This window comes from Meiothermus sp., from assembly GCF_037443965.1.
Lineage (GTDB): Bacteria > Deinococcota > Deinococci > Deinococcales > Thermaceae > Meiothermus.
This window is the reverse complement of record NZ_JBBINI010000004.1, coordinates 121,369-136,120: the sequence shown is the minus strand read 5'-3', so window position 1 is coordinate 136,120 and position 14,752 is coordinate 121,369. Positions and strand designations below refer to the sequence as shown.

Annotated in this window: 16 protein-coding genes; 6 read left to right on the top strand and 10 right to left on the bottom strand. The window is 59.3% G+C overall.

All coding sequences use genetic code 11. The features are described from left to right. Nucleotides 1-361: 361 nt before the first annotated feature. Entirely contained in the window at nucleotides 362-1,837 is a 1,476-nt protein-coding gene (locus tag WKI89_RS03820) for a HEAT repeat domain-containing protein (protein ID WP_337867894.1), read from the top strand. Nucleotide 1,838: 1 nt separating this feature from the next. After that, nucleotides 1,839-2,888, top strand: coding sequence for a site-specific DNA-methyltransferase (locus WKI89_RS03815; RefSeq protein ID WP_337867893.1), 1,050 nt, complete (start codon nucleotides 1,839-1,841; stop codon nucleotides 2,886-2,888). 121 nt (nucleotides 2,889-3,009) lie between these two features. Here WKI89_RS03815 and WKI89_RS03810 read toward each other — a convergent pair whose 3' ends face one another. The 7 genes from WKI89_RS03810 to WKI89_RS03780 form a co-directional block, all read right to left on the bottom strand. Next, the gene (locus tag WKI89_RS03810) at nucleotides 3,010-3,507 is read right to left on the bottom strand and encodes an RES family NAD+ phosphorylase (protein ID WP_337867892.1); all 498 of its coding nucleotides are present in this window, start codon (nucleotides 3,505-3,507) and stop codon (nucleotides 3,010-3,012) included. Then, complete coding sequence (locus WKI89_RS03805; RefSeq protein WP_337867891.1) at nucleotides 3,507-3,947, bottom strand: antitoxin Xre-like helix-turn-helix domain-containing protein; 441 nt, start codon at nucleotides 3,945-3,947, stop codon at nucleotides 3,507-3,509. The genes WKI89_RS03810 and WKI89_RS03805 overlap by 1 nt, the downstream gene beginning before the upstream one ends. Nucleotides 3,948-4,061: 114 nt before the next feature. After that, the gene (locus WKI89_RS03800; RefSeq protein WP_337867890.1) at nucleotides 4,062-4,715 is read right to left on the bottom strand and encodes an outer membrane lipoprotein carrier protein LolA; all 654 of its coding nucleotides are present in this window, start codon (nucleotides 4,713-4,715) and stop codon (nucleotides 4,062-4,064) included. Then, complete coding sequence (locus WKI89_RS03795) at nucleotides 4,712-5,560, bottom strand: hypothetical protein (RefSeq protein WP_337867889.1); 849 nt, start codon at nucleotides 5,558-5,560, stop codon at nucleotides 4,712-4,714. Before WKI89_RS03795 ends, WKI89_RS03800 begins: the two co-directional genes overlap by 4 nt. A 10-nt stretch (nucleotides 5,561-5,570) precedes the next feature. After that, nucleotides 5,571-6,692, bottom strand: a complete 1,122-nt coding sequence (locus WKI89_RS03790; protein WP_337867888.1) for an ABC transporter permease — start codon at nucleotides 6,690-6,692, stop codon at nucleotides 5,571-5,573. Then, nucleotides 6,689-7,564: a heme ABC exporter ATP-binding protein CcmA gene (gene ccmA, locus WKI89_RS03785; RefSeq protein ID WP_337867887.1), complete on the bottom strand. Its 876-nt coding sequence runs from the start codon at nucleotides 7,562-7,564 to the stop codon at nucleotides 6,689-6,691. The genes WKI89_RS03790 and ccmA overlap by 4 nt, the downstream gene beginning before the upstream one ends. Then, nucleotides 7,551-8,162 carry a helix-turn-helix domain-containing protein gene (locus tag WKI89_RS03780; protein WP_337867886.1) on the bottom strand — a complete coding sequence of 204 codons (612 nt, stop codon included), beginning with the start codon at nucleotides 8,160-8,162 and terminating at the stop codon, nucleotides 7,551-7,553. Before WKI89_RS03780 ends, ccmA begins: the two co-directional genes overlap by 14 nt. Nucleotides 8,163-8,270: 108 nt before the next feature. Here WKI89_RS03780 and WKI89_RS03775 point away from each other — a divergent pair, with 108 nt between their 5' ends. Both WKI89_RS03775 and WKI89_RS03770 read left to right on the top strand, forming a co-directional pair. Next, nucleotides 8,271-8,810 (top strand): inorganic diphosphatase, encoded by a 540-nt coding sequence (locus WKI89_RS03775; RefSeq protein WP_337867885.1) that lies wholly within the window; start codon nucleotides 8,271-8,273, stop codon nucleotides 8,808-8,810. Between the two features lie 145 nt (nucleotides 8,811-8,955). Next, the gene (locus tag WKI89_RS03770; protein WP_337867884.1) at nucleotides 8,956-9,342 is read left to right on the top strand and encodes a hypothetical protein; all 387 of its coding nucleotides are present in this window, start codon (nucleotides 8,956-8,958) and stop codon (nucleotides 9,340-9,342) included. A 15-nt stretch (nucleotides 9,343-9,357) separates the two neighbouring features. Here WKI89_RS03770 and WKI89_RS03765 read toward each other — a convergent pair whose 3' ends face one another. After that, on the bottom strand, nucleotides 9,358-10,944 hold the full coding sequence (locus WKI89_RS03765; protein WP_337867883.1) for a glycoside hydrolase domain-containing protein: 1,587 nt from the start codon (nucleotides 10,942-10,944) through the stop codon (nucleotides 9,358-9,360). A 157-nt stretch (nucleotides 10,945-11,101) separates the two neighbouring features. Next, nucleotides 11,102-12,076 carry a GTP 3',8-cyclase MoaA gene (moaA, locus tag WKI89_RS03760; RefSeq protein ID WP_337867882.1) on the bottom strand — a complete coding sequence of 325 codons (975 nt, stop codon included), beginning with the start codon at nucleotides 12,074-12,076 and terminating at the stop codon, nucleotides 11,102-11,104. Nucleotides 12,077-12,237: 161 nt separating this feature from the next. On the opposite strand from moaA, the gene WKI89_RS03755 reads away from it, so the two are divergent. Continuing rightward, nucleotides 12,238-12,645, top strand: coding sequence for a thiol-disulfide oxidoreductase DCC family protein (locus WKI89_RS03755; protein ID WP_337867881.1), 408 nt, complete (start codon nucleotides 12,238-12,240; stop codon nucleotides 12,643-12,645). An 89-nt stretch (nucleotides 12,646-12,734) separates the two neighbouring features. Beyond that, nucleotides 12,735-13,565, top strand: coding sequence for a patatin-like phospholipase family protein (locus tag WKI89_RS03750; protein ID WP_337867880.1), 831 nt, complete (start codon nucleotides 12,735-12,737; stop codon nucleotides 13,563-13,565). Here WKI89_RS03750 and WKI89_RS03745 read toward each other — a convergent pair. Further along, nucleotides 13,549-14,616 (bottom strand): quinone-dependent dihydroorotate dehydrogenase, encoded by a 1,068-nt coding sequence (locus WKI89_RS03745; RefSeq protein ID WP_337867879.1) that lies wholly within the window; start codon nucleotides 14,614-14,616, stop codon nucleotides 13,549-13,551. The two genes, WKI89_RS03750 and WKI89_RS03745, sit on opposite strands and share 17 nt — an antisense overlap. Nucleotides 14,617-14,752 lie beyond the last annotated feature (136 nt).

Here is a 14,752-nt window from a genome sequence, read left to right as displayed (position 1 = left end):
CCTAACTGTATCAAGCTAGAAAAGGAGGGATATTTGAATGAAAGAAGTCTATATCGGGAAGCAGATAAACTTGCGGTATAAGTGGCTTGTTGAGTTTTGTTGTACCGCTGGTGCGGTATAATTACTAGATATGTGGCGATATGGCGTTCTTGGCGACATAATTTGAGTTGAGGTGGTTGGATTGATGGAGAATTGTGCAGACAATCAAACTGCGAAAATGGCTTTTCGGAGGCTGTTTGGTCGCCACATATCTACTCACTGCAACCGACGCCTTGCAGCGCGGTTGAGTTTTGTCCGTTGGGCGTCATGAAGGGGCGCGCGAATATAATAGACATTCGCAAAAAATCATGGTGGTTTTGCGGTGGCAAATAACTTTAAGAGCGATGATAGCTTTCTGAGAAAACTCGTTGTAGGTGCTGCTGGCACGAATTCAACAATCAGCAGACTGAAAGCTATGGGATTCAATCCTATAGAACTTGAGCGTGGTTCCACAGGCTTCAAAATATGGAAAAAGATCAAGATCAAGCGGGTACGGGTTCCTGACATTCTGTGTTTGAACACAGGCATACGTTTCGAGTCCCGTGGCAAAACGAAGCTTGAAATATCAATGTCTCATTCCCTCAAAGACCCGAAGCGGGCTTGGGACGCGGACATGCGTGACGATGACTTTGTTTCGATCGTTGTCTTTGAGCAAAGCGACGATTCTCCGATAGATTTGAAACCAACCTCACCCGTTCACTTCGTCAGCGTGCGCGAAATGCGAAAGGCATTCGCCGAAGGGCAGGTATCCATTACTAAGCCGAAAGGCGTTGAAGAAGGTTCTGAAATCCGTGTGGTGTGGCCATGTGCTGCCGCGCACCAGCGATCAGTTGTTGAATCAGTGGAAGCGGGAAGAGTCAGCCTAGCTCCTATTTCAGGGGGGCGACGACAATCCATTTGGTTGAGCCGAAGCAAAGGGAAGATAACTTTGCTGCCACAGGCCAAAGCTGGTGAAACCGTTGAGGCAAATCAGATAGTCGCAGCAGTCGTTCCAGTGAGCACCGTGCTTCAGTGTCCCGCATCGGTCAGCGAGGACTATTTCGTGGAAAAGCTCAAGAGTGTTAACCTGAGCGAGCGGTATGCCGCTGCAAAAGCACTGCGGTACAGAGGCTACACGACTGCCAAACCGGTGCTCAAATCAAGAATGACCGATGAGCGTGAAGACATTTATGTCCAACTCGAGGCTGCCGCTGCCCTAGCCGCATATGACGACCCGGAAGGTTGGGAGTTCATTGAGAAAAAGCTGTGCAGTTCGGCCATGATGGTTCCTCTTGAGACACAGCTTGAAACGGTTATCGTTGCATCCGAAATACCCAAGAGCCGGAGCGAGCAGCTACTAATCCAAGTTTTGCGGAACTCACAATGCGACGATGAACTGCGCGCTGGAGCAGCATGGGCGCTTGGGCAATTCGCTACAACCACTTCTGCGAATGCACTGGTTGATACATTCAATTCAAGCCCTTTGGAGATCAAGGTCGAAGCTGCTCGCGCACTTCTGCGTATTGCCGAACCACAAATTCCTCACTTGATTGATCTTCTGAAAAGAAGCGACCCCTCCAAGCGCGACGGCATATCATGGGTACTCGCTCGAACTGGTAAATTTAATCCATCAGACATGATCGTCGGAGCGGATGATAACCTTAGAAAGTGGATTAGCTACATCGTTGGCTATGGCAAAGATAAGTTTATTCACAGCGATGTTGAGGCGATCTGTAATGCAGACCCGGAAGTTTATTTCGCCGCGAGTGTGTTGTGGCAGATCGTGGCAAGCTGGGTCAACGACCTAAGGGAATACTGATATGCAGAGCAAGCCGCTTTACCGCACTCCCAACGGGCAAGCCTATGTCGGAGATTCGCTTAGACTTCTCGCTGAATTACCCGACGCTAGCATTGATCTGGTCATGACATCACCGCCATTCGCACTTCGGCGTCAAAAAATTTACGGCAATGTTGAGGAAAAGGAGTACGTGGAATGGATTAAACCATTTGGCAAGGAAGTCTTTCGCGTTCTCAAGGACAGTGGGAGCTTCGTCCTAGACTTAGGGGGTGCATATCGTTCTGGAATGCCGTCTCGCTCTCTGTATAACTTTCGCGTACTTTTAGCTTTTTGTGACGAGATCGGATTTCATCTAGCCGAAGATTTCTATTGGTTCAATCCAGCGAAATTGCCTTCGCCAATCGAATGGGTAAACAAACGAAAGATTAGGACAAAGGATTCCGTGAATACTGTATGGTGGTTTAGTAAGACAGAGTTTCCCAAATCCGATGTTCGAAAAGTGCTGGCCCCGTACTCTGACCGGATGAAGAAATTGATCAAGGACCCAAAGAGCTTCTACAAGCCGAAGAAACGACCATCTGGTCATGATATTAGCGCTGGGTTTGGTAAGGATAATGGAGGAGCAATTCCCTCCAACCTTCTCTCTATACCGAACACCGCCAGCAATTCAAGCTATCTCCGGCTCTGTAAGGAACTTGGAGTTGAGCGCCATCCGGCGCGATTTCCTCCGGAACTCCCTGCATTTTTTATCAAGATGCTGACTGATGAGGGCGATGTTGTTCTTGACATTTTTGGTGGATCAAATACGACTGGATTTGTCGCCGAAGCCCTAAAGCGGAAGTGGCTAACTTTTGAGTTGAACAAGGAGTACTTAGCCTCGTCTGTATTTTGGTTCCTTGAGGGTCGTAGTGCTGAGGTCGTGAAGCGAGTTTTTGGAGAGTTGAATGACAGTCATGCCAACTTCTTTATTGGTGAAACAGTCTGCGAATTAGAACCAAAAAAGAAAGCAAAGCCGAAAGGTGAATCTCAAGGTCAAGGAGCACTGTTTCCTACCTTAGCGGATGCGAGGTAGTCAGGCTATCAGAAAAACGCCCAACAAATCGTTTCAGCGGACGCGCGAAAAGCCGCGCGCCGCTGAACCCAGACGTTGTGCGGAACTGCAAAGACGCATTGCATTGGCGCAGCGAGGAAAGTTACCTCTGCCCTCGAGCCTGCTCCACCAGCCTTCGCAAGCGCCCATCCAGCCACAGCGCCCTGGGCTCACTCCAGGTGAGTTGGGGGAAGTGGGGGTGTTGTGGGTTTAGCAAAAAGTTGTAGCTCTCGGGAACCAGCACCGAGGGCACCCGCAGCAGCAGCGAGGCGTTGCTTTTTACCCACTCGTCGCCAATTTCTTGGGTGCTTACGGGGTGTGGGTAAAGGTTCCAGTCTTCGGGCAGGCTCCCAGGTTCCAGTTCCAGCACGGCCTCGGGGGGCGCCGAAACCTCAAAATACACATACTCCCGGCCCGGCTTGGCGTTGAGCGCGTAGGCGAACCACTCGAGGGTGGCGCCAGGCAGGCATTCGCTCAGATACACCATCCGCGTACCGCGCCCGTTCCAGCGGCCCGGATGCAGGGCTGCCCCTTCTCCGTTGAACGCAGTGGAAGCGTAGTCTCTGGCACACACCCGCCAGAGCGTTAGCTTCTCGGCCATTACTGCACAACCCCGTGCTCGAGGCCACCCAGCAGATCCAGAATTACCTGACTGCCTGCCTCGGTGCGGGCGAACTCGAGGGGGGCCACCCCGCCCAGCGCGATGTTGGGGTGCTTGAGCCAGCGAACGGCGGCCTCGAGGCTGCCGTGGAAGCGCACCGCCGTTTCCAGCAGGTTGCCCAGGCGGTACAGGTGATCGCTCACCGCGGGAGATAGGGTTTCCTTGCTGCGCTGAAGGGTGCGAACACTGATCCCCAGCAGCTCGGCAAGCTGCGGCTGGCTCAACCCCAGCAGGCTGCCCAGGGTGTGCAGCGATTGCGCGGGTAGCCCCTTCTCAATCTGGGTCGTCAACTCCGCCAGATTTCTGGCCCGTAGGCCCAGCAACCGGGCCACGGGATGATTTTTCCTCGAGGCAGTGGGTGTATAAGCCGCGTAGGCCATGCCTTCCTCCTACGTCAACTGTCGCACAAATAGCGACATTTTTCAACATCCGGAGGAAGTGGAAGAGGGCCGTTTATTACAACGAGCCAAAGGGCCAGGCTTCCCACGGGGTGCTCAGTTGCGCCGCAACACCTCGGCATCGGCGGGCCGCTTGCGCAGGGCCTGGGGGGTTAGGTTGGCCCGGCGGAAGTTGGTGAGATTAAGGTCGGCCAGCACCTTGTTGCTGTTGTCGCGCAGGGTGATGGAGAGGGGGCGGGGGTCGGACTTGAGCACCAGAATTTCCATGCTGGCAAAGCCCAGCGAGGCGTCCTTGGGAGCCCCGCCAATGCGCCAGGCCGGGCCGGCGGGGGTGTTTTGCTCGCCCAGAAGCCGCAGCGTGACCCGCTGGGTGAGCTCCTCGAAGTCGCCCAGGTCGGACAGGTTGAAGCCCAGGCCCTCGATGCGGGCTTTGGCGCGGGGCTGGATGATGAGCTGGTTGGTCAGGAACAGGTAGTTCCAGACTTCCTTATCCGAGATCACCACAAAGTTGCCCTCGAGGGCGGCGGGTTTTCTGAACTCGACCCGGGCCAGTTGCTCCTTGCCCGGAATCACCTGGAGCCGGAAATCGGCCTCCTGGGTGCTGCCGTCGGGTAGCTGCACCTTGCCCGTGACGGTGGCCTCCCAGGGCGAGCGCTCCATGTTGGCCTGCACCTGGCGGGTAATTTCGGCGATGCTTTGGGCCATGGCCAGCCCAAGGGATAAAAAGGCGATTGCCAGCAGTTTCTTCATTCATTGCCTCCGAACTCGAGGATGTACCTTAGCCATAGGGAAAATCCACCATCGTAGCTTGCCTCAGCGCGGAAGCCGTGGGCCTCCACCCCCAAGGTAGCAGCCCAGGGGTAGGCCGCGGTTAGGCGCAGCTTAAGATAGTTGAGTTGCTCCTGGTCTAAAGGCGTGGTTAGGGCCGCTTCCAGCCGGTTGAGCTGCCCGGCCCGCAGGGTGGCCTCGAGCAGCGTCCCGGCCTCGTCCAGCTCACCCCGCCAGCCCAAGAGGCCATACAGGCGCGAGTCGTCCACCCCCAGCCCAAGGGTATAGGTCTGTTCCTGCCGCAGGGCATAGCTCAGCTCCCCCGAACCGCTGGCGATACCCGCCAGGCTGTTTTTGAAGCCCAGTTGCAGGCCCAGGGTCTGGCGGGGCTCGAGGCGGTAGCGTCCCCCGAGCCCCAGCTTCAACCCGCCTTCGGCCTCCTCGCCCACCCACAGGCTCGAGCGCGGGGTGTTGCTGTACAGGGCTTCCAGGCTGGCGGCCACCGGGCCCAAGGTTCCACTGGCGCTGGCCTGCAATCCCCAACCCGCCAAACCCAGACTGGCCCGTGCGCCGTAGCTCAGCCGCCCCAGGGCACTGAAATCCAGCGCACCGCCGAACCCGATCCCGATGGCATCGCGCTGCAACCGCGCACTTAGTTCAAACTCGCCCAGCGGGAGGGTGGCCTCGAGGCTGGGGGTCAGGTAGTTGGGCGCCAAGCGGCCATACAGCCCAAAAGAGAGGGACTGTGCAAAACCAAAGGCTGCAAGCTGAAGGCCGAAGGCCGCCACGACGAGGTGCAAGATGCGCAGATGTGGGTAAGCGTTCATCCGAAGCATATTATGCCGCCAGTCGCTTGCTAAAACGCAGGCTGGCCAGACCCAGCACCACTACGCTGAAAATAACCAGCGCTACCAGGTCGATCCAGAGGGCCTCGAGGCCGGCCCCCCGCAGCATCACCCCCCGCGTGCCATCAATCAGATAGCGGGCCGGGATTACCGCCGCCAACCACCTAAAGAAAAGGGGCATCCCGTCCACCGGAAATACGAACCCCGAAAGAAAAATGGTGGGCAGGATGTAGGCAAAAGTACCAAACACGGCCTGAATCTGGGTGCGGGCCAGGGTGGAAATCAGCACCCCCACCCCCAACGAGCCCAGGACAAACAGCACGATCAGCCCAAACAGCAGCAGCAGGCTCCCGCGCAGCGGCACGCCAAACACCCAGTGCCCAATCGAGAGCACCACCAGGCTTACCAAGGTGGCAATCACAAAATAGGGCAACACCTTGCCCAGCACCACCTCGTGGGGTTTGATGGGGCTGGCCATCAGGGCCTCCATGGTGCGGCCCTCGTTTTCGCGCACAATCGAAAGCGCGGTCAGGAGCACCGTAAAAATGGTCATAATCAGGCCGATGATGCCCGGAATGGTAAACCAGGCGGTCTTGTTGTCGGGGTTGTAGAGGGTGTGCAGGCTGGGGGTGAGGGGCGGGGTGGTGGCGGTTCCGGCCAGCACCTTGCCGGCCAGCAGGCGGCTGTTGACGTCTCCCAGCACCTTGCGCAGGGCGGCCTGGGCCTGGAAGGCAAAGTTGGGGTCGGCACCATCCACAAACACCTCGAGCTGTACGGCTTTATCCTGCCGCACGGTTTGCAGGGCACCCGAAGGAATTACCAGGCCGACCCGGGCCTGGTTTTTCTGGATGGCCTGCGGCACCTCCGCTGGGTTTTGTGCGATGTGGGTGAGGGTAAAGCGGTTTTCCTTTTGCAGCTCCTGCAGCAGGTACTGGCTGATGCGGTCTTGCGAGCCGTCGTAGACGGCCAGGCGGATGCCCGAGAGGGTGAAGTTTATGGCGTAGCCGAACAACAGGGTCATGACGATGGGCAGCCCCACAATAAGCCGGGACAGCACGTGATCGCGGCGGATCTGGGTGAACTCCTTTTGCGCCAGGGCCATAATGCGGCTCATGCAGCACCCCCTTGACGGCGGGTCAGGATGATGAAGACGTCCTCGAGGTTGGGGTACACGGTCTGGAGGGGCAGGCTGAGGGAGGCCTGCTGTTCCAGAATCAGCCGCACCCCGCGCCCGCTGGGCCAGGCATCCAGCACCCCCGGCAGGGCCCGGATGTGCTCGAGGGGCAGGTCGGTCTCGCAGTAGGCCACCCTAGCTTGCTGCAGCGCGAGCTGCTCGAGCTCGTGGGGGGTGCCCTGGGCCACCACCTGGCCGCCATACAGCAGGGCCAGCCGGTGGCAGCGCTCGGCCTCGTCCATGTAGTGGGTGGTGACCAGTACCACCGCGCCTCGAGCGGCTTCCTGGTGAATCAGATCCCATATGGTGCGGCGCGAAACCGGGTCGAGGCCGGTGGTGGGCTCGTCCAAGAACACCACCTTGGGCCCATGCACCACCGCCTGGGCCAGGGCCAGCCGCTGCCGCCAACCCCCCGAGAGGGCCCCGGCAAGCTGGTGGGCAAAGTCCTGCAGGCCAAACCGCCGCAAAGTTGCTTCAACGGCTGGGGGCACTGCGCGGGCTTCCAGGTAGAGCCGGGCGCGGAACTCCAGGTTTTCCTGCACCGTGAGGTCGCGGTAGACACTGGCCTCCTGGGTGGCGTAACCGATGGCGGCCTTGACCTGCTCGGGGAAGCGGGTTACATCCAGTCCGGCCACCTGGGCCTGGCCTGCGCTGGGCAGCAGAACCCCACTCAGGATACGAATCAGGGTGGTTTTGCCCGCACCGTTGGGCCCCAGCAGGCCAAACACCTCGCCGGGGCGAACCTCTAGGCTCACCCTGTCAAGGGCCATCAGAGGGCCAAACCGCCTCGAGACCTGCTCAACGCTGACCATAGCGCCTTCCCTCCAGAAAACCCCGCACGTGGGCTTTCAAATCGAATGGGGGTTGAATCCCCATCGCGCCCAGAAGCAGTACCCTGGCAAAAAGCGGCCCCAGCAGCGCGACGGCCACCTGGGAAGGAGGCTCATCGGAGCGCAACAAGCCCTGTTTTTGTAGCTCAGCAAAATGCTCAAAAACCGCCGACATGGCCTTGCGCAAGCCCAAGGGCCCGGTTTCACCGCGCAGCTCGGGGTGGCGGGCCAGCTCGGGTAGAAGCCGAACCAAAAGCCCCTGGTTGGCCTCGAGCATCTGCGTGTACCCCCGGGCCAGGTGCAGCAGGCTGTTTTCCAGCGAAGACGAGGCCATCTCCTTATGGGATGAGCCGGGCAGAATCTGCTCTACCGGCGGGCGTAGCTTTTGTACCGCCGCTTGCAGCAGGGCTTTCTTGCTGCCAAACTGCCTGAACAGCGTAACCTCGGAGACCCCGGCCCTGGCCGCGATTTCGCGGGTGGTGGAGCCTTTGTAGCCTCTTTCGGCCAGAAGCTCCAATCCCGCGCGCATCAGGGCTGCGCGGGTGGGGTCGGCTTCATCGAAGCTTGAAAGTAAGTACATACTTACATTCATGCTAACCCCTAGACTCTGCCTGTGCAACTGCTTCCCCACGTGCCTGGGCCATAAACCTTTGCCGCTTTTGCAAGAGGATGTCAGAATAGGTGCGCTATGGCGAATCTCAAGAACCTACCGGTTGGGAAAAAAGCCCCTGAAATTGTCCACATGGTGATTGAAGTGCCGCGCGGCTCTTCCAACAAGTACGAGTACGACCCCGACCTCGAGGCCATCAAGCTCGACCGGGTGCTGCCCACCGCCCAGTTCTACCCCGGCGACTACGGTTTCATTCCCTCCACCCTGGCCGAGGACGGCGACCCCCTGGATGGCGTCATCCTCTCGACCCATCCCTTCTTGCCGGGGGTGGTAGTGGATGTGCGGATTGTGGGGATGGTGGACATGCAGGACGAAAAAGGCGGCGATGCCAAAATCATCGGGGTGGTGGCCGAAGACCCCCGCTGGGATCATATTCAGGACTTGAACGACGTACCCACCGCCCACAAGCAGGAAATCCAGAACTTCTTCGAAACCTACAAGGCCCTGGAAGCGCACAAGGGGAAATGGGTCAAGGTTTCGGGCTGGAAAGACAAGGCGGGTGCGTTGGCTGAGGTGCAAGCCTGTATCAAGCGGTTCAAGGAAGTAAAGGATCGCTAGCGCGTTTGCATTTTTATTCCGTGTTGGCGGCGTATGGGGTTGGTTGAATTGGCTTGACCACCCAAGGGCTTTTGTGGTTATGTAGTCACTCGAGCTACCTATGGCCTTGCCGCAGCGAGTTGAATCCTTACTGAAGGCGCTTGAAGTGCCTGACCTCAGCGTGGAGGTGCCTCAGGTGAGCGACGAGGAGGGCTTCCTCGAGGCCCTGGAAGCCGCTATTCGCAGTTTTATCGAAGACAGCGATGATGACGAAAGCCCCCTGGGCCTGATTGAGGCCGACCCCTCGGCCTACGACCTTTCCGACGAGCCCGATACCGACGAATTGCAAAATGCGGTCAAAGACTTCATGAACGCGGGTGACTCCCAACTCACCCTGATCACCCCCGAGAGCCCCCTCCAGCCCGACGGCGGCGAAAACCCGCAAAAGTTCTGGATATTCCTGCTGGAAATGCCCACCCTCTCCGAGCACCGCTGGTGGGCCATCGTGGACAAAAACGGGCGGAACGAGACCTACAACTACGGGGTTATCTGATCTATAACGCAGGGCTCACCGGCTCTGACCCAGCACTTCTCCAATGCGCTGTCGGGCGCGCTCGAGCACGGCCGGGTCTTTCTGCCAGTCCCGAAAACTACGGGCCATCTCCTCGGCCACAGTACCCACCCGCAGGTTCAGGCCACGCGCCCGCAGCAGGCTCAGGTAATCGTAGTCCTCGATGCCATCGCGCAACCACTTGGCCCGGATGGAGGGGACAATGCTGCCGGGCAGGCCCACGTCTCGGCCGGGGTAGAACCATAGCCCATCGCCGTTGAAGGCCCGGCGCGCGTTGAAGTAGCGCACATCTGTCCAGGGGTCTTGGTCTCGGCTGGTGTCGTAGAAATCGGCGGCCCAGCCTAGGATACCGGTGAAGCCCAAGTTATAGGCCAGGAAGCCGCTGGAAATGCGCCAGTTCATCGGGCTGTAGTCGAGAAGCCACTGTGGGGCGAAGGGCGTGTCGCGGTTGAGCAGGGCGGTGTAGTACCAGAAGCTACTGCCCTTGGCCCTGGCAGCTTCCCAGAGGCCGGTGCGCTGGGCTTCCTCAAACATCTCCGCATTAATGGCGAAGATGTCCACTAGCGGTTTGCCGTTGCCATCGTCTAGCAATTCGCGGCGCGGGTGCAGGGTGCTGAGGTGCAGCACGCCCGCCGCCCGCATATTGCCTACCCAGGCGCGGATGTCGGGCAGCAGGTCGTTGGGACATACACCGAGCTCGTCGAAGGCAAAGTTGTAGATGGGCACATCGGACTGGCGGGCGGCCCGCGCAGCGGCCAACTCTGCCACCGGGGGTGCAGGTTTGGCCCGGCAGGTCTGGGCATTGGCCCCACTCCAGAAGCCCAGGTCAATGCTGTTGAGGCCAAACTCGCTCACCAGCTCGCGCACTTCGCCTGGCTCGACCCGTCCAGGCATCAGGCGGTGTTTGAGAAGCTCGAGGCGGGCGGCTTTGGTTTTGGTATTCCACAACGGCACGAAGGAGAGCAGACGGGGGCGCTGGGGCAGCTCGAAGTTCCAGACCGTTAGGCGAACCGAACCCTCTACAGTTCCGTTTTGAGCGGTGACGCGATAGGTGCCGCTATACTGGCCTGGAACTGCATCGCGCGGCACCGACACATCCACCCAGAAGGGCTGGTTTTGCCCAGGGTTCACATCCACCGGGATGGCCTTGAACCTTCCACCGGGCGCGTCGAAAGGGATGAGGGCGTCGGGATACCAACCCGCGCCCTGGGAGCGGTTGGCATCCCCCAGGCTGGGGCTGGGTTCCCCCACCCGCACGTAGTGTTGGCGGTAGAGGCGGAGGTGGTCCTTGCGAATGATTGCGCTGCCCGGCCCGCGCAAGTCGGAGACTTCTAGGTTTGCGGCCCTCACCCCTTTGGCGCCGGTCAGGATGATCTGGAACGATTCGGTTTCACCCCTGGCGGCAAACAGTTCGATTGGTTGGAGGGGTTGGGCGGGGTCCTCGGGGCGGATGCGTTCCAGTGAACCAACCGCCCAAACCTGCATGGGCCCCTTGGGGTCAATTTCTACCACCGGCGCTGGGCAGCCGGTCAACAGACCCAACAAGGGCAGCCAAAACAACAATTGCCAGGCGTGAAACCGCATGGCATCCAGTGTAGGCCGATGGGGTCATGAGAACGGTGCGCTCCGACCATTTCGTGGGGGTTATCCCTCGCCTTCCTCGAGGTCTCCGGTTTTAGCCCATCTGAGGCATGTCAGAAGTCCTAGGTAATCGCTGGTGCTGGTGGTTTGCTGTGAAACACTATCCCCCAATCCCCACCATCACCCGTTCGCGCAGGGTGGGCAGGGTGTTGCCGAAAGCTGGTTTGCGGTCGGTGGCCAGCAGAATGGCGTCTACCAGGGCCTCAACAGGGTTCTCGGCCTCGAAGGCCCAGGCGATGTCCATCTCCAAATCGGTCAGCAAACAGGGCCGGATTTTTTTGTCGGAGGTTAGGCGCAGGCGGGAGCACTTGGAGCAAAAAGGCTCCGCGACGGGGTTGATGAAACCGATGCTGCCTGCTGCACCCGGAATTTTATAGACCCTGGCAGGAGCGGTGGGGTCGTTGTCTACCTTTTCAAGCGGCCCGAAGTGGGCTTCAATTTTAGCTTTGGTTTCGGCTCCGGCAATAAAGCGCTGTTGGTATAGCTCGGGGTTGGAGTTGTCGAGGTGCATGTACTCCAGGAAACGCACCTCGAGGGGCTTTTCCAGCGAGAGCGAGGCCAGCGGAATTACCTCCTGTTCGTTCATACCCCGAATCATGACCGCGTTGATCTTGACTGGCCCCAGACCTAGTTCCCAGGCGGTCTCGATAGCCTCCCAGACCTTCTCGACCTGCCCGCCTCGGGTCATGGTCTTGAAGACTTCAGGGGTCACGGCGTCCATCGAGAGGTTGATCCGCTTGAGACCGGCAGCTACCAGTTCCTTGGCTTTGCGGGCAAACAGCAGGCCGTTGGTGGTGATGGCGATGTCGTGGATGCCCAACTCACTGGCCACCGCGATCATCTGGGGCAGTTCTTTGCGCACCAGGGGCTCGCCGCCGGTAAAGCGCACCGACTCGAGGCCCAGCAACTGCATGGCCCTCAGGAAGTGGCGGGTGTCTTCAACCGAGAGGGTGCCGGGGGGCTCCGACTGTTCCCAGCCCAGTGGATGGCAGTACAGGCAGTGCAGGTTGCAGCGCGGCGTGACCGAAAGCCGCAGGTCTTTGATGATTCGCCCGTAGTTGTCTAGTAGTTTCACTGTGATGACCCCGTGTTGCATATTCTAGCAACACGGTTAGCCTAAGACGCAAGGTGGGTTACAAATATCCCGGAAATCCAGCGCCGGGCTGTTGAGTCTGGCTTCTTGGGCTCGCAACCGAACCCACAAAAGCAAGGATGAGACTGGGCTATGCTAAATCTATGAAGACCCTCGTGCTGTTCGATGGTGTGTGCAACCTTTGCAACAGCACCGTTCAATTTATTATTCGCCACGATAAAGCCGGACGTTTCCAGTTTGCTTCGCAGCAATCTGAGGCCGGGCAAAGAATCCTGCAGCAGCACAGTATCCCTATCGAGGCAGCCTTGGCCGATAGCGTGGTGGTAATTGAGGGGGAGAAGGTCTGGCTGGAATCAGATGCGGCCTTCCACATCCTCTATCGCCTGGGCGGCGTGTGGAGCATTCCGGCCGTGCTGTGGTTTTTGCCCAAACGGCTGCGGGACTGGGCCTACCGGTTGATTGCTAAAAATCGTTACCGCCTCTTTGGTCGGCGCGAGCGCTGCATGGTGCCCACCCCAGAACTCCAAAAGCGCTTCCTGGATGTTTCTTGAGACCGCTCTGGGAGCGCCCTCGAGGTCGTCTATAAAACACAGTTCGATGGCTAAATGTGGTGCTTGCTGACTTGGGTTTAGGCTAGAGCATGCCGGATTTCAAGCGTTTTGGAATGGCCTTAGGCGGTGGAGGAGCCCGGGGGTATGCCCATATCGGCGTAATGCGGGTGCTGGAGCGCGAAGGGTTCCGCCCTAGCGTGATCGCCGGAACCAGCATGGGCAGCATCATGGCGGCGGTTTTTGCCACCGGCCACTCTGCCGACGAGGTAGAGCGGATTTTGTCTCAGGTGTCCTTCTGGCGCTTTTTGGACCTGAACCCCCTGAGCGATATGCTCAACTTCAGCGAGCTGGTGCGCTTTTTGGAGCCCTATGTGCCCCGCCAGATGGAAGATTTTCCCATTCCCCTGGGCATCACCGCCACCGACCTGGTTACCGGAACCGAGGTGTATTTTCGCCAGGGCGATGTGTTTCAGGCCATTCGGGCTTCGATTGCCTACCCAGGGGTGATCAGCCCCATCTGGGTGGGGGAACAACTGCTGGCCGACGGCGGCATCTTAAACCAGATTCCGGTGGATCTGGCCCGCTTCCTGGGGGCCGAGCGGGTGATTGCGGTGGATGTGACCCCGCTGGAGGTGCTGCGCGAGCACCCGCAGAAGAAAACCTGGTGGCAGCAGATTTTCCGCCGGGGCATTGACGCCAACCCCATCCAGAACGTGTACCGTTCGGTGGAGATTATGCAGATTCGGCTGGCCGAGGTGAAGCTGGCAGTCTCGCGCCCCGACCTGGTGCTGCGGCCCAGGCTCGAGGGCATCGGGCTTTTTAGCTTCCAGCAGCTCGAGCAGGCCATCCGGGATGGCGAGTCTGCTACCGAAGGGGAGCTCGAGAAAATCCGCGAACGGCTGGTTATGGAGTCGAACTGAGCTCTCTCAGGCTGCGCAAACCTTCTCGCTCCATTCTTTCCAGCAGCCCCCTGCACAGCTTTTTCACCATCAAGGGCCCCTGGTAGACCAAGCCGGTGTACACCTGCACCAGCGCAGCCCCGTTCTCCAGCCGTTCCCACACGTCCTCCGGGCCGAAAATACCCCCCACCGAGACGATGGGCAGGCGGCCTTGCAGCCGCGCGTGCAGGTATCGGAGCACCTCGAGCGAGCGCGCCCGCAAGGGTCTGCCCGAGAGGCCGCCGGCTTCGTCTATGGGCGTTTGCAGCCCGGTGCGGGCGGTGGTGGTATTGGTGGCGATCAGGCCGGCGAGCCGGTAATCTTCCACCAGGCCCAGAATCTCGTCGATCTGCTCCCAGGTGAGGTCGGGGGCAATTTTGAGCAGCAGGGGCTTGCGGCCCTGCACAAAACTGGTAAGGGCGGCCAGCAGCTCTTCCAGCCGCTCTTTGTCCTGCAAGGCCCGGAGGCCCGGCGTGTTGGGGGAGCTTACGTTGATGACGAAGTAGTCGCCATACGGCCAGAGGCGGGAGAGGCTTTGCAGGTAGTCCTGTGGGGCTTCCTCCAGGGGGGTGACTTTGGACTTGCCCAGGTTGATCCCCAGCGGCAGCGGGGGCCGGCCAAAGGTTTGTTGTAAGCGTTCTAGCCTGCGGGCGATGGCCTCGGCCCCTTCGTTGTTGAAACCCATGCGGTTGATTAGCGCCTGATCCTGGGGCAGCCGAAACAGGCGGGGCTTGGGGTTGCCTGGCTGGGGTAGGGCTGTGACCGAGCCAATCTCCACGTGCCCGAAGCCCAGGGCGGCCCAGCTTCGCACGGCCACCGCGTTTTTGTCGAAACCCGCGGCCAGGCCGATGGGGTTGGGGAAGTGCAGGCCAAAGGCCGTGACCTCGAGGCGCGGGTCGCGCAGGCTAAAGAGCTGCCGGATGAGCTCGAGGCTGGGCCCCCGCTGACCCAGCCAGGCCAGGCCGTGCATCACCCGCTCGTGGATGGCCTCGGGGTCTTGACGGAACAGCCAGGGTTTGAGCAGTTCGTACACGGGCCAAGAATAGCAGGGAAACGCTTTGTGCTGGGAGGGGAAACAAGGGAAGAAGGTTTATCTACGATGAAGCGTTTTGTAGCGAGGAAAGCGAGGGGAGGCCCCCATCAATTTTCTCGTCCCTCTTTCCTCCCCC

Excerpts from the sequence above, each read along its gene's own strand:
- WKI89_RS03750 (WP_337867880.1), top strand. The coding sequence starts at position 12,735 with ATGCCGGATTTCAAGCGTTTTGGAATGGCCTTAGGCGGTGGAGGAGCC.
- WKI89_RS03775 (WP_337867885.1), top strand. The coding sequence starts at position 8,271 with ATGGCGAATCTCAAGAACCTACCGGTTGGGAAAAAAGCCCCTGAAATT.
- ccmA (WP_337867887.1), bottom strand. The coding sequence starts at position 7,564 with ATGGTCAGCGTTGAGCAGGTCTCGAGGCGGTTTGGCCCTCTGATGGCC.
- WKI89_RS03800 (WP_337867890.1), bottom strand. The coding sequence starts at position 4,715 with ATGAAGAAACTGCTGGCAATCGCCTTTTTATCCCTTGGGCTGGCCATG.
- WKI89_RS03765 (WP_337867883.1), bottom strand. The coding sequence starts at position 10,944 with ATGCGGTTTCACGCCTGGCAATTGTTGTTTTGGCTGCCCTTGTTGGGT.
- WKI89_RS03795 (WP_337867889.1), bottom strand. The coding sequence starts at position 5,560 with ATGAACGCTTACCCACATCTGCGCATCTTGCACCTCGTCGTGGCGGCC.
- WKI89_RS03810 (WP_337867892.1), bottom strand. The coding sequence starts at position 3,507 with ATGGCCGAGAAGCTAACGCTCTGGCGGGTGTGTGCCAGAGACTACGCT.
- WKI89_RS03755 (WP_337867881.1), top strand. The coding sequence starts at position 12,238 with ATGAAGACCCTCGTGCTGTTCGATGGTGTGTGCAACCTTTGCAACAGC.
- WKI89_RS03780 (WP_337867886.1), bottom strand. The coding sequence starts at position 8,162 with ATGTACTTACTTTCAAGCTTCGATGAAGCCGACCCCACCCGCGCAGCC.
- WKI89_RS03805 (WP_337867891.1), bottom strand. The coding sequence starts at position 3,947 with ATGGCCTACGCGGCTTATACACCCACTGCCTCGAGGAAAAATCATCCC.
- WKI89_RS03815 (WP_337867893.1), top strand. The coding sequence starts at position 1,839 with ATGCAGAGCAAGCCGCTTTACCGCACTCCCAACGGGCAAGCCTATGTC.
- WKI89_RS03790 (WP_337867888.1), bottom strand. The coding sequence starts at position 6,692 with ATGAGCCGCATTATGGCCCTGGCGCAAAAGGAGTTCACCCAGATCCGC.